The 21358-nt window shown below is 38.7% G+C and carries 18 protein-coding genes; 13 read left to right on the forward strand and 5 right to left on the reverse strand.

Features of this window, described 5'->3' with window-relative positions:
- Positions 1-524: 524 nt before the first annotated feature.
- Together proA and proB are read right to left on the reverse strand one after the other, a co-directional pair.
- Positions 525-1784: a glutamate-5-semialdehyde dehydrogenase gene (proA, locus tag ACFFHK_RS09380; protein WP_382371797.1), complete on the reverse strand. Its 1260-nt coding sequence runs from the start codon at positions 1782-1784 to the stop codon at positions 525-527.
- Positions 1785-1793: 9 nt separating this feature from the next.
- The gene (proB, locus tag ACFFHK_RS09385; protein ID WP_382371799.1) at positions 1794-2888 is read right to left on the reverse strand and encodes a glutamate 5-kinase; all 1095 of its coding nucleotides are present in this window, start codon (positions 2886-2888) and stop codon (positions 1794-1796) included.
- Positions 2889-3117: 229 nt separating this feature from the next.
- Between proB and ACFFHK_RS09390 the strand changes: the two genes are divergently transcribed.
- The 4 genes from ACFFHK_RS09390 (at position 3118) to nusG (ending at position 5472) form a co-directional block, all read left to right on the forward strand.
- On the forward strand, positions 3118-3894 hold the full coding sequence (locus ACFFHK_RS09390; protein ID WP_382371801.1) for a threonine/serine exporter family protein: 777 nt from the start codon (positions 3118-3120) through the stop codon (positions 3892-3894).
- A 3-nt stretch (positions 3895-3897) separates the two neighbouring features.
- Positions 3898-4365, forward strand: a complete 468-nt coding sequence (locus tag ACFFHK_RS09395) for a threonine/serine exporter family protein (protein ID WP_382371803.1) — start codon at positions 3898-3900, stop codon at positions 4363-4365.
- 145 nt (positions 4366-4510) lie between these two features.
- Positions 4511-4918 (forward strand): preprotein translocase subunit SecE, encoded by a 408-nt coding sequence (gene secE / locus ACFFHK_RS09400; RefSeq protein ID WP_382371805.1) that lies wholly within the window; start codon positions 4511-4513, stop codon positions 4916-4918.
- A gap of 2 nt (positions 4919-4920) precedes the next feature.
- Complete coding sequence (gene nusG / locus ACFFHK_RS09405; protein ID WP_382371807.1) at positions 4921-5472, forward strand: transcription termination/antitermination protein NusG; 552 nt, start codon at positions 4921-4923, stop codon at positions 5470-5472.
- 41 nt (positions 5473-5513) lie between these two features.
- Here nusG and ACFFHK_RS09410 read toward each other — a convergent pair whose 3' ends face one another.
- The gene (locus ACFFHK_RS09410) at positions 5514-5909 is read right to left on the reverse strand and encodes a helix-turn-helix domain-containing protein (RefSeq protein WP_382371809.1); all 396 of its coding nucleotides are present in this window, start codon (positions 5907-5909) and stop codon (positions 5514-5516) included.
- Positions 5910-6012: 103 nt separating this feature from the next.
- Between ACFFHK_RS09410 and ACFFHK_RS09415 the strand changes: the two genes are divergently transcribed.
- The 7 genes from ACFFHK_RS09415 (at position 6013) to rpoC (ending at position 17480) form a co-directional block, all read left to right on the forward strand.
- Positions 6013-6432 (forward strand): DUF4156 domain-containing protein, encoded by a 420-nt coding sequence (locus ACFFHK_RS09415; protein ID WP_382371811.1) that lies wholly within the window; start codon positions 6013-6015, stop codon positions 6430-6432.
- A 160-nt stretch (positions 6433-6592) separates the two neighbouring features.
- Positions 6593-7021 carry a 50S ribosomal protein L11 gene (gene rplK / locus ACFFHK_RS09420; protein WP_382371813.1) on the forward strand — a complete coding sequence of 143 codons (429 nt, stop codon included), beginning with the start codon at positions 6593-6595 and terminating at the stop codon, positions 7019-7021.
- 3 nt (positions 7022-7024) lie between these two features.
- On the forward strand, positions 7025-7714 hold the full coding sequence (gene rplA / locus ACFFHK_RS09425) for a 50S ribosomal protein L1 (protein ID WP_382371815.1): 690 nt from the start codon (positions 7025-7027) through the stop codon (positions 7712-7714).
- 257 nt (positions 7715-7971) lie between these two features.
- Complete coding sequence (rplJ, locus tag ACFFHK_RS09430; protein ID WP_382371817.1) at positions 7972-8469, forward strand: 50S ribosomal protein L10; 498 nt, start codon at positions 7972-7974, stop codon at positions 8467-8469.
- Between the two features lie 52 nt (positions 8470-8521).
- A complete protein-coding gene (gene rplL / locus ACFFHK_RS09435) occupies positions 8522-8893 on the forward strand; it encodes a 50S ribosomal protein L7/L12 (protein ID WP_382371819.1) in 372 nt (123 codons plus the stop codon).
- Between the two features lie 250 nt (positions 8894-9143).
- Entirely contained in the window at positions 9144-13181 is a 4038-nt protein-coding gene (gene rpoB / locus ACFFHK_RS09440; RefSeq protein WP_382371866.1) for a DNA-directed RNA polymerase subunit beta, read from the forward strand.
- Positions 13182-13256: 75 nt separating this feature from the next.
- Entirely contained in the window at positions 13257-17480 is a 4224-nt protein-coding gene (rpoC, locus tag ACFFHK_RS09445; protein ID WP_382371821.1) for a DNA-directed RNA polymerase subunit beta', read from the forward strand.
- A gap of 69 nt (positions 17481-17549) precedes the next feature.
- Here the strand turns inward: rpoC and glpX are convergent, their stop codons facing one another.
- Positions 17550-18566 carry a class II fructose-bisphosphatase gene (glpX, locus tag ACFFHK_RS09450; RefSeq protein ID WP_382371823.1) on the reverse strand — a complete coding sequence of 339 codons (1017 nt, stop codon included), beginning with the start codon at positions 18564-18566 and terminating at the stop codon, positions 17550-17552.
- Positions 18567-18736: 170 nt separating this feature from the next.
- Here glpX and zapB point away from each other — a divergent pair, with 170 nt between their 5' ends.
- Complete coding sequence (gene zapB, locus ACFFHK_RS09455; RefSeq protein ID WP_065235139.1) at positions 18737-18976, forward strand: cell division protein ZapB; 240 nt, start codon at positions 18737-18739, stop codon at positions 18974-18976.
- Between the two features lie 88 nt (positions 18977-19064).
- On the opposite strand, the gene ACFFHK_RS09460 is transcribed toward zapB, so the two are convergent.
- Positions 19065-19577, reverse strand: a complete 513-nt coding sequence (locus ACFFHK_RS09460) for a peptidylprolyl isomerase (RefSeq protein WP_382371825.1) — start codon at positions 19575-19577, stop codon at positions 19065-19067.
- A 117-nt stretch (positions 19578-19694) separates the two neighbouring features.
- Here ACFFHK_RS09460 and cysS point away from each other — a divergent pair, with 117 nt between their 5' ends.
- Positions 19695-21074, forward strand: a complete 1380-nt coding sequence (cysS, locus tag ACFFHK_RS09465; protein WP_382371827.1) for a cysteine--tRNA ligase — start codon at positions 19695-19697, stop codon at positions 21072-21074.
- The last annotated feature ends 284 nt before the right edge of the window (positions 21075-21358 follow it).

Consider the following 21358-nt stretch of genomic DNA (forward strand, 5'->3'; position numbering starts at 1 on the left):
TTAAAATCATTCTGTTTGTTAAAGCAGAATGGTTTTATTTTTCTAGAGATGTTAGTTAGTCGATACTAGTTTATAGCTGTCTTAGGTTGTTGACAGCTCTAGATTTAAGAAATATTCAATGGGTTCCCTTGTGCCTTGCCTGAAAGCAGAAAAGATTTTTAGGCAAAAAACGTCTAATTTTTCTGAGTTGTGCGAAGAAAAATATCAGTTTTTTGCCGCCTGAACAATCTTGACGAAATGAGGAAATAGCAAGGCACTAGGGCGTGTATTATTCACAAGTTCGCTCAGCTCACTTGTTCACCCTTCGGGTCGCTGCAAGCTGCGCTCAAAAAGCAATGCTTTTTGTTTTTGCCCACTTTTCTTTACACGCGCAAAAAAAAGTGGGTCGCCCTTTAGGGCAAAACCTAAATCTCAATGTGAGTGAAAAAATAAACCAAAAATTAATGAATATGACTTTATTAGCCGTCTGAGATTAGCTATAACTCGTCTCTCCAGTTACAACTATCAAATATCAACAGCGCCAGCTATTTCCTCACCGCATAATCACCAGAGCAGATCCACTTATAAGTAGTAAGTGCTTCTAATCCCATTGGACCACGAGCGTGCAGTTTTTGTGTGCTTACTGCAACTTCAGCACCTAAACCAAATTCGCCACCGTCAGTAAATCGTGTACTTGCATTGAGATAAACTGCGGCAGAATCGACTTGTTGGGCAAATTGCATTAATAATTGTGGATTTTGACTCAAAATGCCATCTGAATGCTGGCTGCCATAATGGCGGATATGTGCAATAGCCTGATTAATATCTTTCACAATAACGACATTAAGATCCAGAGAGAGCCACTCTTGACTGAGGGTTTCGTCCATTAATGGTTTTACGCGATCAGTATATTGATTGAGAATTGAAAACGCTTGCGGATCCGCATGGAAAGTAATAGCGGGTTGTTGGTTATATTGGGCAAGCTCCGCTAAGAATTTTTCTGCAATGCTTTCTTGTACAAGTAGTGTTTCCAATGTATTGCAGGTGCTTGGACGTTGGGTTTTGGCATTATGAATGACTCGCAATGATTTGGTTATATCAGCAGATGCTTCAACAAACAGATGACATACCCCAATCCCACCGACAATCACAGGAATGGTCGATTGTTCTTTGCAAAGTTGATGTAATGCTGCCCCACCACGAGGAATAATCATATCAACATACTGATCGAGTTTAAGTAATTGGGTAATGAGTTGACGATCTGGATTGGTAATGGCTTGAATAGCCGAAGCAGGTAATTGCTCAGCAATTAACGCTTGTTGAATAATTTTAACGAGGATTTGGTTGGTGTGTTGTGTTTCTTTTCCTCCGCGCAAAATAGCCGCATTTCCTGTTTTTAAACACAAACATGCGACATCGACGGTAACATTAGGGCGCGCTTCATAAATCACACCAATGACGCCAAGTGGCACACGTTTTCGTTCAATTTTGATTCCACTATCTAACTCAGTACCATCAATCAGATTACCAACAGGATCAGCTAAGGAAACAATATGTTTGACTTCATGAATAATACTATCAAGCCGTTGTTCAGTAAGTAATAATCGGTCAATAAGTGCAGGACTTAATCCTTGTTGTTCTGCTTGTTGAATGTCGAGCGCATTAGCCGCCAAGATTTCTGCTTGATGATGTTTTAATTGCTCGGCAATACGTAATAATACGGCATTTTTTTGTTGATGAGAGAGTTCGGCAAGACGAAATGAAGCTTGCTTAGCTTGCAGTCCTAATTGTTGTAAATCTGTCATAACGTGTTCCTATAATAAAACGAGATCATCACAATGAATCGCAACAGAACCATATTCATATCCGAGGATATCGTTAATTTTTTGGGACTGTTGTCCTTGAATGCGTTGTAAGGCATCGCTGTTATACCGTACCATACCACGAGCGAGGGCTTTACCACTCATATTTTGTAATAATACGACTTCGCCACGAGAGAATGTACCCTCAATTTCTTTCATTCCTGCTGGTAGTAATGATTTATGTTGTACGATTAACGCATTTTCTGCACCTGAATCAACCGTAATTTTGCCTGCAATAGGGGCGGCAAATAACCATTGTTTTCGACTGTCAATCGCATGAGTAGGGACAGTAAATTTTGTACCAATCATGGCGCCATTGGCGAGATCGGCAATCACATTTTTTCTCCCCCCAGCCGCGATAATCGTTTCAATTCCAGAGCGAGTGGCAATATCGGCAGCGGTAATTTTGGTGGACATTCCACCAGTACCTAATCCAGAAATACTTCCACCTGCAATCGCACGCGTGTGATCAGTAATTTTATCGACTACAGAAATCAGTTTTGCATCAGGATTATTTCTTGGATCGCAATCATATAAACCTTGTTGATCTGTAAGCAAATAGAGTTGATCAGCATGAGCTAAAATAGCCGTCAGAGCGGATAAATTATCGTTATCGCCAACCTTAATTTCTGCAGTAGCGACCGCATCATTTTCATTAATGACAGGAATAATTTGATTATCAAGTAATGCCATCAAGGTATCACGTGCATTTAAGAAACGTTCACGATCTTCAAAGTCAGCACGGGTTAATAAAATTTGCCCAATTTTAATATCATAAATTTGAAAAAGTTGTTCCCATGTTTGAATTAATTGGCTTTGCCCAACTGCAGCCAGTAACTGCTTAGACGCAATGGTTGCGGGGAGTTGAGGATAATTTAAATAATGACGACCAGCAGCAACCGCACCAGAAGTAACAATAATAATTCGATAGCCTTGTTGATGCAGTGCGGCACATTGGCGCACAATTTCCAACATATGTGGGCGATTCAGCTTTGATGATCCTTGCGTCAAGACGCTTGTGCCAAATTTTAAAACAATAGTTTTCATAGTAATTTTTATGATGAAATTGAAAGCGTTTAAGGTAACACTAAACATTGAAAAATCATAGTCTATTCGTATCGTTCTAAAGGGTAACGTAATGATCAACGAAGCTAACATATTGGATTAAGTTTAATCGTTATCTGAGGGCTTTTTGTGGAGAATATTTGATCTATGTTCTGAATGAGGAATAGCACTTTCTTCTATAATAATTGCTTCATATTTATAGGATAAAACTATGCCTGAATTATCACATGAAAATCAGCAAGAGATAACCCGTTTATGCGCTACAGCAGCGTTATTGATGTTACAACATGGCGCAGAAAGTACACTAGTTGATCAAGTGGCTTGTCGATTAGGTATAGCATTAGGTGTGGAAAGTGTTGAGGCAGCATTTACACCAAATGCGATTGTGATAACGACACGCCATAATGATCATTGTATTACGACGACACGCCGTAATTATGATAGTGGTATTAATATGGCTGTGATTACTCAAGTACAGAGAATTGTTATTGCGACAGAGCATAAAATCTATGGAATTCATCAAGTTAAGAAAAAACTTAATAATATAAAAACAGTTAAGTATAACCGTTGGTTTGTTGTATTGATGGTTGGCTTATCCTGCGCGAGCTTTGCGAGGTTAGCGGGTGGCGATGTTGTAATATCATTAATCACCTTCCTAGCATCTGGGATAGGAATGTTTGTTCGACAGGAGTTAGCTAAGCGACATTATAACCCTATGATTAATTTTGCCATTACAGCCTTTATTGCGTCTTGTATATCAGGGCAAGCATTATTACACAGTTGGGGAAATGAACCAGAAATTGCGTTAGCATCAAGTGTATTACTGCTTGTACCTGGCTTTCCTTTAATAAACTCGCTATCAGATATGTTGAAAGGCTATGTCAATATGGGGCTAGGACGTTGGGCAATCGCAACCGTTTTAACATTTGGAGCGTGCATTGGTATCGTGTTTGCGTTAACTATATTACATATTAATGCTTGGAGTTAAAGAATGAATGTTGTATTAACGTTATTAAATGACCTCTTTTTTGCAGCGATTCCTGCCGTGGGATTTGCCTTAATTTTTAATGTGCCGCCAAAAGCGTTGAAATATTGTGCTTCATTAGGTGCATTAGGTCATTGTTTTCGTACTATTTTAGTAAGTTATTGTCATGTGTCATTAGTTTTCTCGACATTTTTTTCTGCCGTTTTAATTGGATTTATTGGCGTATATTTAGCACAACGATTTTTAGCACACCCAAAAGTGTTTACTGTTGCAGCGATTATTCCAATGATTCCTGGTGTTTATGCGTATAAAGCGATGATTGCGATTGTGCAAATTGCTCATTATGGATACAGTGAAGCGTTACTGGCTCAAGCATTAGAGTTTTTTATTAAAACAGGATTTATTTTAGCCGCAATTGTTTTTGGATTAGCTTCACCAGGATTGTTTTTTTATCGTAGAAAACCAGTAATTTAAGCAGTAACATCATATTATGACTGCGCTTTTGCGCAAAATTTGTATATTCAAATAATTTTTGTATGAAATCGAGTGATATAGTGCTAGAATTGCGAGCTTAAAAATCTCCCTATAGGTTTATTTATTAGGTTTATGTAGGTTCATAATGAGTTTAGAAATTGAGAAAAAGAAAACATCGCCAGAAGAGGGACTTAAAGCAAAAGGTCTTAATAGCACATTATGGGTTATTGCTATAGTGTTAGTATTAGTTGCGGCGGTAGGTAATATTTATTTTCGTGATCAATTCGCATCGTTTGTTCGTATTCCAGCGATGGTAGTTTTATTATTAGTTGCCCTATTAATCGCAGCAATGACTAATCAAGGAACATCGGCAAGAACATTTTTTAAAGAATCTCGTATTGAATTAAGAAAAATTATTTGGCCTACTCGTCAAGAATCCACGCAAACAACCTTAGTTGTTATGGGGGTAACTGTGGTGGTTTCATTAATTTTATGGGGGCTAGATTCTTTAATCGTATCGTTAATTAACTTTATTACCAACTTGAGGTTCTAATTATGAGTGAGAATACAATGCAAAAACGTTGGTATGTATTACAAGCTTTTTCAGGCTTTGAATCACGTGTTGCCACAGTATTGCGTGAATACATCAAACTGCACAATATGGAAGATCAATTTGGTGAAGTGCTAGTCCCAACTGAAGAAGTGGTAGAAAACGTTGGTGGAAAACGCAGAAAAAGTGAAAGAAAATTTTTCCCAGGTTACGTATTAGTACAAATGGCAATGAATGATGATACATGGCATTTAGTGCGTAGCGTACCACGTGTAATGGGGTTTATTGGTGGAACACCAGATAATCCAGCACCAATTTCTAATCGCGAAGCGGAAATGATCTTAAATCGCTTAGAACAAAATAGTGATAAGCCAAGACCGAAAACAGTGTTTCAACCGGGTGAAGAAGTGCGAGTTAAAGAAGGTCCATTTGCAGACTTCAATGGTACTGTGGAAGAAGTGGATTATGAAAAGAGCCGCTTAAAAGTATCGGTATCTATCTTTGGGCGTGCAACGCCAGTTGAGTTAGATTTTAGTCAAGTTGAAAAAACAATTTAATGATTGTCGATAACAATAAAAAAGTGGCAAAAGCCACTTTTTTATTGAGCTAATTTATCTTTTAATAACGCAACAATCTCTTCCAATTTCTGGATTTCTTTCTCTTTTTGTTTCAGTAGTTCATCTTTATGAGCGATGATAAGTTTGAGTTTTTCGTTTTCGCTTACTACTACATCGTTATTCGCATAATAATTTGAGTTATTCTGACTATTTTCGCTAAAAAGACAAAAAAAGCCTTTTTCTTTTGCAGAAAATAATTCAGATATATTGATATTAAATATATGAGCTATTTGTTCTAGCTTTTCTAAGCTAATTTTTGAAATACCTCGCTCTAATTTTGAATAAGCATTAACAGAAATTCCTAATTTTTCAGCCATATCTTCTTGAGTAAGTTGATTAATATCTCGCATTGTTCTAATTGTTTTATACACTTCCATACATATACCTGAAGTTTACATTTTAATACTAAGAGTTGGTGGATTTGTTATAACTAGAAACTAAACTATATCATAAAATATTTATTTTTTAAGTGAGGTTTAGATGAAAAAATATATTATATTATCCATTCTATTATCTTTTATATTAACAGGGTGTGTTCGATTTGCACCTTTTTCCCCAAAGCAATTAAATCAAAATGCAAAAGGTATTGCGACGGTTAGATCTATTCCTTTTGGCTGTCAATTTTTAGGTGAAGTTGAGGGTAGAGATGGGTATAGAGATTCACACCATAGAATGAGAGCGCCAAATTTATCTGAGGCAAGAGAAGGTGCCCTTAATGATTTACGTAATAATGCTGCTGAAATTGCAGATAATACAAGAAAAAGAGTTGTATTGAGGGTTATGCAAGAAAAAGCAACTTGTTTTTCTCCTACAGGAGCTTGTCATCATATGAATGAGTATGAGGCTATCAAAGATTATTCTGCTCTAGGTGCAGTATTCGAATGTGGAAATAGAAAGTAAATTATTATGAAATACTTGAAAGTAAATAGTAGAACTGTATAATTATGGAAAATACGAGCAAGAATTACTTGCTCGTATTTTTATGTCATGCACTATGCTATTAGTGTTGTTAACAACGGGGAGCCGAAAGGCGTTATTACCCAAAACGAGGAAATAAACTATGGCAAAAAAAGTTCAGGCCTACGTTAAGTTGCAAGTTGCAGCTGGTATGGCAAACCCAAGTCCACCAGTTGGTCCAGCATTGGGTCAACAAGGTGTTAACATCATGGAATTCTGTAAAGCATTTAACGCTCGTACTGAGAGCTTAGAAAAAGGTTTACCAATTCCAGTTGTAATTACTGTATATGCAGACCGTTCTTTTACGTTCATTACTAAAACTCCACCAGCAGCAGTATTATTGAAAAAAGCTGCGGGTATTAAGTCTGGTTCTGGTAAACCAAACAAAGACAAAGTGGGTAAAGTAACTCGTCAACAAGTCCGCGAAATTGCAGAACTTAAAGCGGCTGATATGACTGGTGCAACAGTTGAAGAAAAAATGAAATCTATTGAAGGTACTGCACGTTCAATGGGCTTGGTAGTGGAGGACTAATCAATGGCAAAACTAACCAAACGCATGAAAGCAATTAAAGCCAAAGTAGATTCAACTAAAGCATATGAAATCAATGAAGCTGTTGCTTTATTAAAAGAGTTAGCAACTGCAAAATTCGTTGAAAGTGTTGATGTTGCAGTAAACTTAGGAATTGATGCACGTAAATCTGACCAAAACGTTCGTGGTGCAACTGTATTACCACACGGTACTGGTCGTAGCGTACGTGTTGCGGTGTTTACTCAAGGAGCTAATGCTGAAGCGGCTAAAGAAGCTGGTGCAGATTTAGTGGGCATGGAAGATCTTGCAGAGCAAGTGAAAAAAGGTGAAATGAACTTTGATGTTGTTATCGCATCTCCAGATGCAATGCGCGTTGTTGGTCAATTAGGTCAAATCCTTGGACCACGTGGCTTAATGCCAAACCCGAAAGTGGGAACGGTAACACCAAACGTTGCGGAAGCAGTGAAGAATGCAAAATCTGGTCAGGTTCGTTACCGTAATGATAAAAATGGTATTATCCATACCACTATCGGTAAAGTAAACTTTGAAGCAGATCAAATCAAAGAAAACTTACAAGCGTTATTAGCTGCATTAACTAAAGCAAAACCAACTACAGCGAAAGGTGTTTATATTAAGAAAGTAAGCATCTCTACTACTATGGGCGCTGGCGTTGAAGTTGATCAAAGCAGTTTATAATCCGCTTTACAATGTTGTAGGTTATCTCTATAATCTACAACCTTGATTTTTTAATCAACAATTCTGGTTGGTGCTTGACCTAATTCAAGCCTCATCCAAGACCGCAGGGGAAAGAAATTTCTTAATTATCCTGCGTAGATGGTGTACAGATAAGAATATTTCTGCTTCTGGCACCGAAATTCGTCCCCGTCTGTATGTCAGATTGGGTTTTTTATGTCTAGGAAACTAGATAAATGTATTTCAGGAGCTAAAAGCCAATGGCATTAAATCTTCAAGATAAACAAGCAGTTGTTGCTGAAGTAAGCGAAGTTGCCAAGGGTGCGTTATCTGCTGTTGCTGCGGATTCTCGTGGTGTAACAGTGGACAAAATGACTGAATTACGTAAATCAGCTCGTGAAGCTGGCGTGTATATGCGTGTTGTACGTAATACTTTATTACGTCGTGCCGTTGAAGGTACCGCATTTGAATGCATGAAAGATACGTTTAAAGGTCCGACACTTATCGCATTCTCTAACGAACATCCAGGTGCTGCAGCACGTTTGTTCAAAGAATTTGCTAAAACAAACGATAAGTTCGAAATTAAAGGCGCAGCCTTTGAAGGTGAGTTCATCGAAGCAAAAGCTATCGATCGTTTAGCAACTCTACCAACATACGAAGAAGCAATTGCACGTTTAATGGGTACAATGAAAGAAGCTGCGGCTGGAAAACTTGTACGTACTATTGCGGCGATTCGCGATCAAAAAGAAGCTGCTTAATATTAGTAGTTTATTGGTTTAAAAATTTTACTTACTTTAGGAAACGATTGTTATGTCATTAACTAACGAACAAATCATTGAAGCAATTGCTGAAAAATCAGTAATGGAAATTGTAGAACTTATTTCTGCAATGGAAGAAAAATTTGGTGTTTCTGCGGCAGCAGCTGCAGTAGCGGTAGCAGCTGGTGGTGATGCAGCAGCAGCTGAAGAAAAAACTGAGTTTGATGTAGTTTTAGCTGCAGCTGGTGCAAATAAAGTTGCAGTAATCAAAGCAGTTCGTGGTGCAACTGGTTTAGGCTTGAAAGAAGCTAAAGACTTAGTTGAGTCAGCACCTGCAACCTTAAAAGAAGGTGTTGCTAAAGCAGAAGCTGAAGCACTTAAGAAAGAGTTAGAAGAAGCAGGTGCGCAAGTTGAAATTAAATAATTGATATTATTTAATTTTTAGCGAGAATGGCTGGTGATTTTGTCATCAGCCATTTTGTGCCTTTCAGAAACTGAGAGAAATTACCGTTTAACACTCACAGTTTTTTACAAATGAAGTCAGCTTATGACTAAATTTAAATTATTGTTTTAATTAATAAAACAATTCTAACGGTATCAATTTTACACTGCCACCTTGTATAATACAGCGAGAGTGTGTGGATTGTGGGTCTGAACAGCAAGCAGAGGAACCTATGGTTTACTCCTATACCGAAAAAAAACGTATTCGTAAAGACTTCGGCAAACGTCCGCAAGTTTTAAATATTCCTTATTTATTAACTATTCAATTAGACTCTTTTGAGAAGTTTATCCAGAAAGATCCTGAAGGTCAGCAAGGTTTAGAAGCTGCATTCCGTTCAGTATTTCCTATTGTAAGCAATAATGGTAATACTGAGTTGCAATATGTGGATTATAAGTTAGGTGAGCCTGTATTCGATGTAAGAGAATGTCAAATCAGAGGAACCACTTATGCAGCTCCATTACGTGTTAAACTCCGTCTTGTTAGCTATGATAAAGATGCTGCACCAGGCACAGTTAAAGATATAAAAGAACAAGATGTATATATGGGTGAGATCCCATTAATGACAGATAATGGTACTTTCGTTATCAATGGAACTGAACGAGTTATCGTTTCTCAATTACACCGTAGTCCAGGCGTATTCTTTGATAGTGATAAGGGTAAAACGCATTCTTCAGGTAAAATTTTATACAATGCACGTATTATTCCTTATCGTGGCTCTTGGTTAGATTTTGAATTTGATCCTAAAGATAATCTTTTTGCTCGTATTGACCGTCGCCGTAAATTACCAGCAACCATTATTTTACGTGCTTTGGGTTATACCACAGAAGAAATCTTAAATATTTTCTTTAACAAAGTTATATTTGAAATTAAAGATAATCAGTTATTAATGACATTAGTTCCTGAAAGATTGCGTGGTGAAACAGCAACTTTCGATATTGAGGCTAATGGTAAAGTTTATGTTGAGCGTGGACGCCGTATTACAGCTCGCCATATTCGTCAATTAGAAAAAGATAATATTTCACAAGTTGTTGTTCCTGCAGAATATATTGTAGGAAAAGTTGTCGCAAAAGATTATGTAAACTTAGAAACTGGTGAAGTGATTTGTCCTGCAAATGCGGAATTAAGTTTGGAAATGTTAGCAAACTTAAGCCAAGCAGGTTATACAACGATTGAAACATTATTCACGAATGATCTTGATCATGGACCATATATTTCAGAAACATTAAGAGTAGATCCATCTAATGATCGTCTTAGTGCATTAGTTGAAATTTATCGCATGATGCGTCCTGGTGAGCCACCAACAAAAGAAGCCGCAGAAAGTTTATTTGATAATTTATTCTTCTCAGCAGATCGCTATGATCTCTCTGCTGTTGGACGCATGAAATTCAATCGTTCATTAGATATTCCTGAGGGCGAAGGTAACGGTATCCTTAGTAAAGAAGATATCATCTTAGTCATGAAGAAATTGATTGATATCCGTAATGGTCGTGGTGAAGTTGATGATATTGACCATTTAGGTAACCGTCGTATTCGTTCAGTGGGTGAAATGGCAGAAAACCAATTCCGTATTGGCTTAGTGCGTGTAGAAAGAGCAGTAAAAGAACGTTTATCGTTAGGTGATCTTGACTCAGTAACGCCACAAGATCTTATTAATGCGAAACCAATTTCGGCAGCGGTAAAAGAGTTTTTTGGTTCATCACAATTATCACAATTTATGGATCAAAATAACCCATTATCAGAAGTAACACATAAACGTCGTATTTCTGCTTTAGGTCCAGGTGGATTAACGCGTGAGCGTGCAGGGTTTGAGGTACGAGACGTTCATGCAACGCACTATGGTCGAGTGTGTCCAATCGAAACACCTGAAGGTCCAAATATCGGTTTGATTAACTCACTTTCTGTTTATGCGCGTACTAATGATTATGGTTTCTTAGAAACACCATATCGTAAAGTGGTAAACGGTCAAGTTACTGAAGAAATCGAATATTTATCAGCGATTGAAGAAGGTAACTATGTTATCGCTCAGGCGAACTCAAACTTAGATGAGAATTTCCGTTTCACAGATACTTTCGTTACCGCACGTGGTGAACATGGTGAATCTGGTTTATATCGTCCAGAAGATATTCACTATATGGATATTTCTACTCAGCAAGTGGTTTCTGTTGCGGCGGCATTAATTCCATTCTTAGAGCACGATGATGCGAACCGTGCATTGATGGGGGCGAACATGCAACGTCAAGCCGTACCAACCTTGCGTGCCGATAAACCATTAGTAGGAACAGGTATTGAGAAAGCCGTAGCGGTTGACTCAGGGGTAACGGTTGTTGCGAAACGTGGTGGTTATGTTCAATATATTGATGCTTCACGTATCGTAGTGAAAGTTAATGAAGATGAAACTATTCCAGGTGAAGCTGGTATTGATATTTACAATTTAACCAAATATACCCGTTCTAACCAAAATACTTGTATTAACCAAGTACCTTGTGTTTCTTTAGGAGAGCCAATCGGTCGTGGTGAAGTATTAGCAGATGGTCCATCAACTGATTTAGGTGAGTTAGCGTTAGGGCAAAATATGCGTGTGGCATTTATGCCATGGAATGGATATAACTTTGAAGACTCAATGTTAGTTTCAGAGCGAGTGGTACAAGAAGATCGTTTCACCACGATTCATATTCAAGAGTTATCTTGTATTGCCCGTGATACTAAGTTAGGTTCAGAAGAAATTACAGCCGATATTCCAAACGTGGGTGAAGCAGCATTAAGCAAGCTTGATGAGTCAGGTATTGTTTATATTGGTGCAGAAGTTAAGGGTGGCGATATCCTTGTAGGTAAAGTAACACCAAAAGGTGAAACACAATTAACCCCAGAAGAAAAATTATTGCGTGCGATCTTTGGTGAAAAAGCTTCTGACGTAAAAGATTCTTCATTGCGTGTGCCAAACAGTGTTTCAGGTACAGTTATTGACGTTCAAGTCTTTACCCGTGATGGTGTTGAGAAAGACAAACGTGCCTTAGAAATCGAAGAAATGCAGTTAAAACAAGCGAAAAAAGATTTAACTGCGGAATTAGATATTCTGGAAGCAGGCTTATTTACTCGAGTTCGTTCTCTCTTGTTAGCAAACGGCTTTAGTGAGGAAAAACTTGCGAAATTAGATCGTATGAAATGGCTTGAGCAATCTCTTGCTGATGAAGAAAAACAAGCTCAATTAGAGCAGCTTTCTGAGCAGTTAGATGAATTGCGTAAAGAGTTTGATCGTAAGTTAGAAATCAAACGTAACAAGATCATTCAAGGCGATGACCTTGCACCAGGTGTATTAAAAGTGGTGAAAGTTTATCTTGCGGTGAAACGTCAGATTCAACCGGGAGATAAAATGGCGGGGCGCCATGGTAACAAAGGGGTTATCTCAAAGATCAATCCAGTAGAAGATATGCCTTACGACGAAAATGGTCAACCAGTGGATATCGTGTTAAACCCACTAGGGGTACCATCACGTATGAACATTGGTCAGATCCTTGAAACGCACCTAGGCTTTGCAGCGAAAGGTATTGGTGATCAAATTAATCGTATGATTAAAGAAAAACAAGAAGTTGCTAAGTTACGTGAATATATCCAAAAAGCGTATGACTTAGGAGATGCTTGTCAGAAAGTTGATCTTAGTACTTTTACTGATGAAGAAGTAATGCGTTTAGCGCAAAACTTGCGTAAAGGTTTACCACTTGCTACACCAGTATTTGATGGTGCAGAAGAAAAAGAAATCAAAGGTTTGCTTGAATTAGCAGGCTTGCCAACATCAGGACAAATTACCCTTTATGATGGACGTACTGGGGAAAAATTTGAGCGTCCAGTAACCGTTGGTTATATGTACATGTTGAAACTTAACCACTTAGTAGATGACAAGATGCACGCCCGTTCAACTGGTTCTTATAGTCTTGTTACACAACAACCTCTGGGTGGTAAAGCTCAATTTGGTGGTCAACGTTTCGGTGAGATGGAAGTATGGGCATTGGAAGCATACGGTGCAGCATACACCTTACAAGAGATGTTGACGGTGAAATCAGATGACGTCAATGGTCGTACGAAGATGTATAAAAACATCGTTGATGGTACGCATGAGATGGATCCAAGTATGCCTGAGTCATTTAATGTATTGCTTAAAGAGATTCGTTCTTTGGGTATTAGCATTGATTTGGGTGATGAGGAAGCTGAATAATTCAGCCAATAAGATTAGCGCAAGTGTAGGTTAGCCTACACTTGTATTAAGTTTAACTCCGATGGGAGCAAATCTGTGAAAGACTTAGTTAAGTTTTTAAAAACACAATCTAAATCAAGAGAAGATTTTGATGTGATTAAAATTGGTCTAGCTTCGCCAGACATGATTCGTTCGTGGTCTTATGGTGAAGTGAAAAAACCAGAAACGATCAATTATCGTACATTCAAACCCGAGCGTGATGGTCTATTCTGCGCAAGAATTTTTGGACCAGTAAAAGATTACGAATGTTTATGCGGTAAATATAAACGTTTAAAACATCGTGGTGTTATTTGTGAAAAATGCGGTGTTGAAGTTACTCAAGCTAAGGTTCGTCGTGAACGTATGGGGCATATTGAATTAGCCTCTCCTGTTGCGCATATTTGGTTCTTAAAATCGTTACCATCTCGTATTGGTTTATTATTAGATATGCCATTGCGTGATATTGAACGTGTTCTTTATTTCGAATCATACATTGTGATTGAAGCAGGTATGACGGATTTAGAAAAAGGTCAATTATTGACGGAAGAACAGTTCTTAGAAGCAGAAGAGCGTTGGGGTGATGAGTTCGAAGCGAAGATGGGGGCAGAAGCAATTCAAGCTTTACTTCGTGATATGGATCTTGAGCATCAATGTGAAACTTTACGTGAAGAATTACAAGAAACTAACTCAGAAACAAAACGTAAAAAAATCACGAAACGCTTAAAATTACTCGAGGCATTTATTCAATCTGGTAACAAACCAGAATGGATGGTATTGACTGTATTACCAGTTTTACCACCAGATTTACGTCCATTAGTACCACTTGATGGTGGTCGTTTTGCGACCTCAGATCTTAACGATCTTTATCGCCGTGTGATTAACCGTAACAACCGTTTAAAACGTCTTTTAGATTTAATCGCACCAGATATTATCGTACGTAATGAAAAACGTATGTTACAAGAATCGGTAGATGCGTTATTGGATAATGGTCGTCGTGGTCGTGCAATTACGGGTTCAAATAAACGCCCATTAAAATCCTTAGCGGATATGATCAAAGGTAAACAAGGTCGTTTCCGTCAAAACTTATTAGGTAAACGTGTTGACTATTCTGGTCGTTCAGTAATTACCGTAGGACCTTACTTACGTCTACATCAATGTGGTTTACCGAAGAAAATGGCATTGGAGTTATTCCGTCCATTTATTTATGCCAAATTAGAAAGTCGTGGTTTAGCTTCAACCATTAAAGCAGCGAAGAAAATGGTTGAACGTGAAGATGCGATCGTATGGGATATTTTGGCAGAAGTTATTCGCGAACACCCAATTCTCCTTAACCGTGCACCAACCTTGCACCGTCTAGGGATCCAAGCATTTGAGCCGATTTTGATTGAAGGTAAAGCAATTCAATTACACCCACTCGTGTGTGCGGCATTTAACGCGGACTTCGATGGGGACCAAATGGCGGTTCACGTACCATTGACATTAGAAGCACAGCTAGAAGCGCGTGCATTAATGATGTCAACCAATAACATTCTCTCACCAGCCAACGGTGATCCGATTATTGTTCCATCACAAGACGTGGTGTTAGGTCTTTACTATATGACTCGTGAAAAAGTGAACGGTAAAGGCGAAGGAATGTTATTACAAGACCCTCGAGAAGCGGAAAAAGCATATCGTACAGGGCAAGCAGAATTACATTCTCGTGTGAAAGTACGTATTACTGAATATGAGAAAAATGTTAATGGTGAATTTGAAGCAAAAACAACCTTAACCGATACCACTATCGGTCGTGCAATTTTATGGATGATTGCGCCGAAAGGTATGCCATTTGCTTTGTTTAACCAAACATTAGGCAAAAAAGCAATTTCTAAACTGATTAACGAAAGTTATCGTCGTTTAGGCATGAAAGACAGCGTTATTTTCGCTGACCAAATTATGTACACTGGATTTGCTTACGCAGCACGTTCTGGTTCATCAGTGGGTATTGATGATATGGTTATTCCAGAGAAGAAATATGAAATTATTGCTTCTGCGGAAGAAGAGGTTGCAGAAATCCAAGAACAATTTAACTCAGGTTTAGTAACAGCTGGTGAGCGCTATAACAAAGTTATCGATATTTGGGCTGCTGCGAATGAGCGTGTTGCGAAAGCGATGATGGAAAATCTTTCTGTCGAAGAAGTTGTGAATAGAGATGGTGAGTTAGAAAAACAAAGCTCATTTAACAGTATCTTTATGATGGCGGATTCAGGCGCGCGTGGTTCGGCGGCGCAGATTCGTCAGCTTGCTGGTATGCGTGGTTTGATGGCGCGTCCAGATGGCTCAATTATTGAAACCCCAATTACCGCTAACTTCCGTGAGGGATTGAACGTTTTACAATACTTTATTTCAACCCATGGGGCGCGTAAAGGTTTGGCGGATACAGCATTAAAAACTGCAAACTCAGGTTACTTAACTCGTCGTTTAGTTGATGTCGCACAAGACTTAGTCGTTGTAGAAGATGATTGTGGTACTCACGAAGGTATTGTGATGACCCCACTTATCGAAGGTGGTGATGAAAAAGTTAGCTTGAGAGAGTTGGTTTTAGGGCGTGTAACGGCAGAAGATGTATTTGCACCAGGCACAGAAGAGGTCTTAATTCCACGTAATACACTATTAGATGAAAAATGGTGTGAAGTGATTGATAACCATTCTGTAGATAGTGTGAAAGTACGTTCAGTGGTAACTTGTGATACTGACTTTGGCGTGTGTGCGAAATGTTATGGACGCGATCTTGCACGCGGACATTTAATTAACCAAGGTGAAGCAATCGGGGTTATTGCCGCACAATCTATCGGTGAGCCAGGTACACAGTTAACCATGCGTACATTCCACATCGGGGGTGCAGCATCAGCAGCAGCAAAAGAATCAAGTGTACAAGTTAAGAATTCAGGTACTATTCGTTTAACAAATGCAAAATTTGTAACAAACCAAGAGGGTAAACCAGTTATTACTTCTCGTAATACAGAATTAACCGTAATCGATAGCTTCAGTCGTACCAAAGAGCATTATAAATTACCTTATGGTGCGATCTTAAATAAAGCGGACGGTAGCGAAGTCAATGCGGGTGAAACTGTAGCGAACTGGGATCCGCATACTATGCCAGTTGTTTCTGAAGTATCAGGTTTTATCAAATTTGTTGATATTATCGATGGATTAACAGTTACTCGCCAAACCGATGAGCTAACAGGGCTTTCATCTATCGTAGTGCAAGATGTTGGTGAACGTGCTATTGCTGGTAAAGATCTGCGTCCAGCATTAAAACTTGTTGATGCAAAAGGTAACGATATTTTAATTCCAGGTACAGAAGTGCCAGCGCAATATTTCTTACCAGGTAAAGCGATTGTAACATTAGATGATAACGCAGAAGTAAATATCGGGGATTCATTAGCACGTATTCCTCAAGAATCAGCGGGGACTAAAGATATTACTGGTGGTCTTCCACGCGTTGCAGACCTATTTGAAGCACGTAAACCAAAAGAGCCAGCAATTCTTGCTGAAATTTCTGGTATTGTATCATTCGGTAAAGAAACGAAAGGTAAACGTCGTCTGGTGATTACGCCAAGCGAAGGTGAAGCATACGAAGAGATGATCCCGAAATGGCGTCAACTTAACGTATTTGAGGGTGAAATGGTACAACGTGGCGATATTATTTCTGACGGTCCAGAATCACCGCATGATATTCTTCGCTTACGTGGTGTGCGTGCAGTAACAGAGTATATCGTAAATGAAGTACAAGATGTTTACCGCTTACAAGGGGTAAAAATCAACGATAAACATATTGAAGTGATTGTACGTCAGATGTTGCGTAAATGTATTATTACTCATGCATACGATTCAGAGTTCCTTGAGGGTGAACAAGTGGAAGTGGCGCGTGTGAAAGTAGTAAATCGCAAACGTGCCGCAGAAGGTAAACCATTAGTTGAGTTTGAACGTGAATTACTTGGTATTACCAAAGCATCATTGGCGACAGAGTCATTTATTTCAGCAGCGTCATTCCAAGAAACGACTCGTGTGCTTACTGAAGCAGCTGTAGCTGGAAAACGCGATGAATTACGTGGCTTGAAAGAAAACGTCATTGTTGGTCGCTTGATCCCAGCGGGTACAGGTTTTGCTTATCACCAAAGCAGAGCGAAAAAACGTCATGCTGCGATGAATCATGCGGCTGCCGTAGATGAGCCTGTAGTAAGCGCTGAAGAAGCTGTAGCGAATTTAGCTGAAATGTTAAATATGAGTGATGCAGAGTAATGAAAATTTATTCTTGCTGAAAAGAAAAATACCGAGTCAGATGATTCGGTATTTTTTTATCTGTTTATTTTATTGGTTAATTAAACGATAGATCTCAGGATCTTTACGATCTAAATAATGGAAGGATTGAATGCGACGAATGGTGCGAGAACGTCCACGGATTAATAAGGTTTCAGTGGTCGCAATATCACCTTTACGATGAACGCCTTTCAATAAATCTCCATGTGTAATACCTGTTGCCGAGAACACAAGATTATCATCGCGTACTAGTTGATCGAGCGTTAACACTTGATTGATTTCTACCCCCATCTCTTGGCAGCGTTGGCGTTCGCTTTCAGCAAATTTGCGATTTTCTTCATTATCACCTTTTACCACTTCTCTCGTAAGTAAACGGGCTTGCAGTTCTCCACCTAAGGCACGAATCCCCGCTGCGGCAACAACACCTTCTGGGGCACCACCAATACAATACATCATATCAACCCCAGTATCAGGTAAACAACAAAGTAGTGCGGCTGCAACATCACCATCTGGAATTGCTAATACTTTTACCCCTAGTTGTTGCATTTTATAGATAACGTTTTTATGGCGTGGTTTATCTAAAGTTATTACAGTGAGTTGTGATAATAATTTTCCCATTTTTGAGGCAACACGACGAAGATTTTGTTCAAGAGGTAAATTGAGATCAACCATGCCTTTGACTTCAGGACCCACCACAAGTTTTTCCATATACATATCAGGTGCGCGTAAAAAAGTATCTGGTCCACCAGCGGCAAGAACAGCAATCGCATTAGCTTGTCCCATTGCAACCATACGAGTACCTTCGATAGGATCGACGGCAATCGCAATAGGTTCTTCGGTAGTGCCTTTACCTAATTTTTCCCCAATATATAGCATAGGAGCCTCATCAATTTCACCTTCGCCAATGACAATTTCTCCATTCATTTCAATTTGATTTAGCATAGTACGCATTGCCTTGACTGCCGCAGCATCTGCCGCATTTTTATCACCTCGACCTAACCAAGAAAATCCTGCCAAGGCGGCTGCTTCGGTAACCCGAGAAAACTCTATTGCTAATGCTCGTTTCATAATATTTTCTTCCCCCAATGGAATGACTAAAATCAGTTAATTCTAGCATTTGGCAATCGATTGCTTAACTAATTTCTTAAAGAATTTTGTAATTTAGATGAAATGGAATCTTATCTAGGATAGAATGGAGATATCCTGATGTATTGGACAACTAATGAGGAAGAATAACAATGTCTTTAGAAATCTTAGATCAACTTGAAGCAAAAATTAAACAAGCGGTAGAAACTATCCAACTTCTGCAACTTGAAATTGAAGAGTTAAAAGAGCAAAAAGCAAATGCAGAACAAGCAAACCAAGCTCTTCAAGCAGAAAAATCTCAACTTAATGCAGAAAATGCGCAATTAAAAGAAGAGCAACAACGTTGGCAAGAACGTTTACGTTCATTAATTGGACAGATTGAGAACGTTTAATTTTCCGTATGGTGATGAAAAACCCACTTTTATCCTGTTGATTTGAATGATAAAAGTGGGTTTCTTTTTTATTATCGTTAGTGATGGCTTACGCTTCGACGGTAACGGATTGGATAATCACATCATCGACAGGAACATCATCGTGATACCCTTTACGAGTCGTTTTTACACCACGGATTTTATCCACGACGTCCATACCTTCAACCACTTCACCAAATACTGCATAGCCCCACTCTTGTACGACTTCACGACCAAACATTTCTTTTGCACGATAATCTAAAAAAGTATTGTCTGCGACATTAATAAAAAATTGTGCCGAAGCAGAATGTGGATCAGAAGTGCGTGCCATAGAAATTGTACCGCGTTTATTGCTTAAGCGATTGTTGGCTTCATTACGAATCGGTGCTTTTGTTGCTTTTTCTTTCATACCAACTTCCATACCGCCACCTTGGATCATAAAGCCGTCAATAACACGATGGAAAATAGTATTGTTATAAAATCCCTCTTTGCAGTAATTTAGGAAATTTTCTGCTGTAATTGGCGCTTTTTCAAAATTTAATGCGATTTTAATATCGCCAAAATTAGTGTGTAGTATTATCATTAGTGCTTTCCTTAAATAGCGTTGTAAAAACGGCGTTATTATTCCACAAAAAGCAAAAGTGGTCTATTTTTGAGAAACCGAACGGCAAACGTTCATTATTTGTAAAAGGTCAGTAATATGTTAAAGGTTTTCAATACATTAAAACGAGAGAAAGAAATTTTTACCCCAATTCACCCAAACCAAGTCGGAATGTATGTTTGTGGTGTAACGGTTTATGATCTTTGCCATATCGGTCATGGTAGAACCTTTGTGAGTTTTGATGTGATTGCACGTTATCTGCGTTATTTAGGTTATCAATTAACCTATGTGCGTAATATTACCGATGTTGATGATAAAATTATTAAACGTGCGTTGGAAAATCACGAAACCTGCGAACAATTAGTTGATCGTATGGTGCAAGAGATGTATCAAGATTTTGATGCGTTGAATATTCTACGCCCTGATTTTGAACCACGTGCGACACATCATATTACTGAAATCATTGCATTAGTACAAAAACTGATTAATAACGGGCATGCCTATATTGCTGAGAATGGTGATGTGATGTTTGATGTCAATTCGTTTGTGGATTATGGCAAATTATCTCGTCAAGATCTGAGCCAGTTACAGGCGGGAGCAAGGGTTGAGATTAATGAAATTAAGAAAAGCCCAATGGATTTTGTCTTGTGGAAAATGTCGAAAGTGAATGAACCAAGTTGGGAATCACCATGGGGAGCAGGACGTCCAGGTTGGCATATTGAATGTTCGGCAATGAATTGTAAGCAATTAGGTGAGCATTTTGATATTCACGGTGGCGGCTCTGATTTAATGTTCCCACATCACGAAAATGAAATCGCCCAATCTTGCTGTGCGCATGGTGGAGAATACGTCAATTACTGGCTACACTCAGGAATGATTATGGTTGATAAAGAGAAAATGTCGAAATCGTTAGGCAATTTCTTTACCATTCGTGATGTGTTGCAACACTATGATGCAGAGAGTGTGCGTTATTTTCTATTAACGGCACATTATCGTAGCCAACTGAATTATAGTGAAGAAAACCTCAAATTAGCACATTCGGCATTAGAGCGTTTATATACTGCCTTGCGTGGTACAGATGAACATGCTACGGCTGCGGGTGGAGAAGCGTTTATTGATGCTTTTAAAACTGCAATGGACGATGATTTTAATACTCCAGGTGCATTGTCCGTTTTATTTGATATGGCACGTGAATTAAATAAATTAAAAGCGGAAAATGATCCGCAAACTAACGCCTTTGCTGCGAGAATGCGTGAATTAGCTGGTGTATTAGGCTTACTATACCAAGATCCAGAAACTTTCTTACAAGCTGGTTTAGATGATGACGAAACGGCAGTTATTGAAGCGTTAATTCAACAACGTAATCAAGCACGGGCAAATAAAGATTGGGCTACTGCAGATGCTGCACGCAACAAGCTAAATGAGATGGGCGTTGTGATTGAAGATGGGGCAAATGGCACTACTTGGCGGAAAGGGTAATGTAAAAAGTCTTTTTTCAAAGGACATCATTGATAAATCTAGAATTAAGTAAGATCTTTATAAAATACTCAATGGGTTCCCTTGTGCCTTGCCCGAATGCAGGAAAGATTTTTAGGCAAAAAACGTCTAATTTTTCTGAGCTGTGCGAAGAAAAATATCAGTTTTTTGCCGCTCGAAAAATCTTGACGAAATGAGGAAATAGCAAGGTACTAGGGCGTGCTTTTTTTGCTTCGTTTTTTTACACGAGTAAAAAAATGAAGTCGCCCTTTAGGGTGAAAACCTAA

This window comes from Gallibacterium trehalosifermentans (genome assembly GCF_042433055.1).
Taxonomy (GTDB): domain Bacteria; phylum Pseudomonadota; class Gammaproteobacteria; order Enterobacterales; family Pasteurellaceae; genus Gallibacterium; species Gallibacterium trehalosifermentans.

Coding starts and splice junctions, on each gene's coding strand:
- proA (WP_382371797.1), bottom strand. CDS start 1,784: ATGACAGATTTACAACAATTAGGACTGCAAGCTAAGCAAGCTTCATTT.
- proB (WP_382371799.1), bottom strand. CDS start 2,888: ATGAAAACTATTGTTTTAAAATTTGGCACAAGCGTCTTGACGCAAGGA.
- ACFFHK_RS09390 (WP_382371801.1), top strand. CDS start 3,118: ATGCCTGAATTATCACATGAAAATCAGCAAGAGATAACCCGTTTATGC.
- ACFFHK_RS09395 (WP_382371803.1), top strand. CDS start 3,898: ATGAATGTTGTATTAACGTTATTAAATGACCTCTTTTTTGCAGCGATT.
- secE (WP_382371805.1), top strand. CDS start 4,511: ATGAGTTTAGAAATTGAGAAAAAGAAAACATCGCCAGAAGAGGGACTT.
- nusG (WP_382371807.1), top strand. CDS start 4,921: ATGAGTGAGAATACAATGCAAAAACGTTGGTATGTATTACAAGCTTTT.
- ACFFHK_RS09410 (WP_382371809.1), bottom strand. CDS start 5,909: ATGGAAGTGTATAAAACAATTAGAACAATGCGAGATATTAATCAACTT.
- ACFFHK_RS09415 (WP_382371811.1), top strand. CDS start 6,013: ATGAAAAAATATATTATATTATCCATTCTATTATCTTTTATATTAACA.
- rplK (WP_382371813.1), top strand. CDS start 6,593: ATGGCAAAAAAAGTTCAGGCCTACGTTAAGTTGCAAGTTGCAGCTGGT.
- rplA (WP_382371815.1), top strand. CDS start 7,025: ATGGCAAAACTAACCAAACGCATGAAAGCAATTAAAGCCAAAGTAGAT.
- rplJ (WP_382371817.1), top strand. CDS start 7,972: ATGGCATTAAATCTTCAAGATAAACAAGCAGTTGTTGCTGAAGTAAGC.
- rplL (WP_382371819.1), top strand. CDS start 8,522: ATGTCATTAACTAACGAACAAATCATTGAAGCAATTGCTGAAAAATCA.
- rpoB (WP_382371866.1), top strand. CDS start 9,144: ATGGTTTACTCCTATACCGAAAAAAAACGTATTCGTAAAGACTTCGGC.
- glpX (WP_382371823.1), bottom strand. CDS start 18,566: ATGAAACGAGCATTAGCAATAGAGTTTTCTCGGGTTACCGAAGCAGCC.
- zapB (WP_065235139.1), top strand. CDS start 18,737: ATGTCTTTAGAAATCTTAGATCAACTTGAAGCAAAAATTAAACAAGCG.
- ACFFHK_RS09460 (WP_382371825.1), bottom strand. CDS start 19,577: ATGATAATACTACACACTAATTTTGGCGATATTAAAATCGCATTAAAT.
- cysS (WP_382371827.1), top strand. CDS start 19,695: ATGTTAAAGGTTTTCAATACATTAAAACGAGAGAAAGAAATTTTTACC.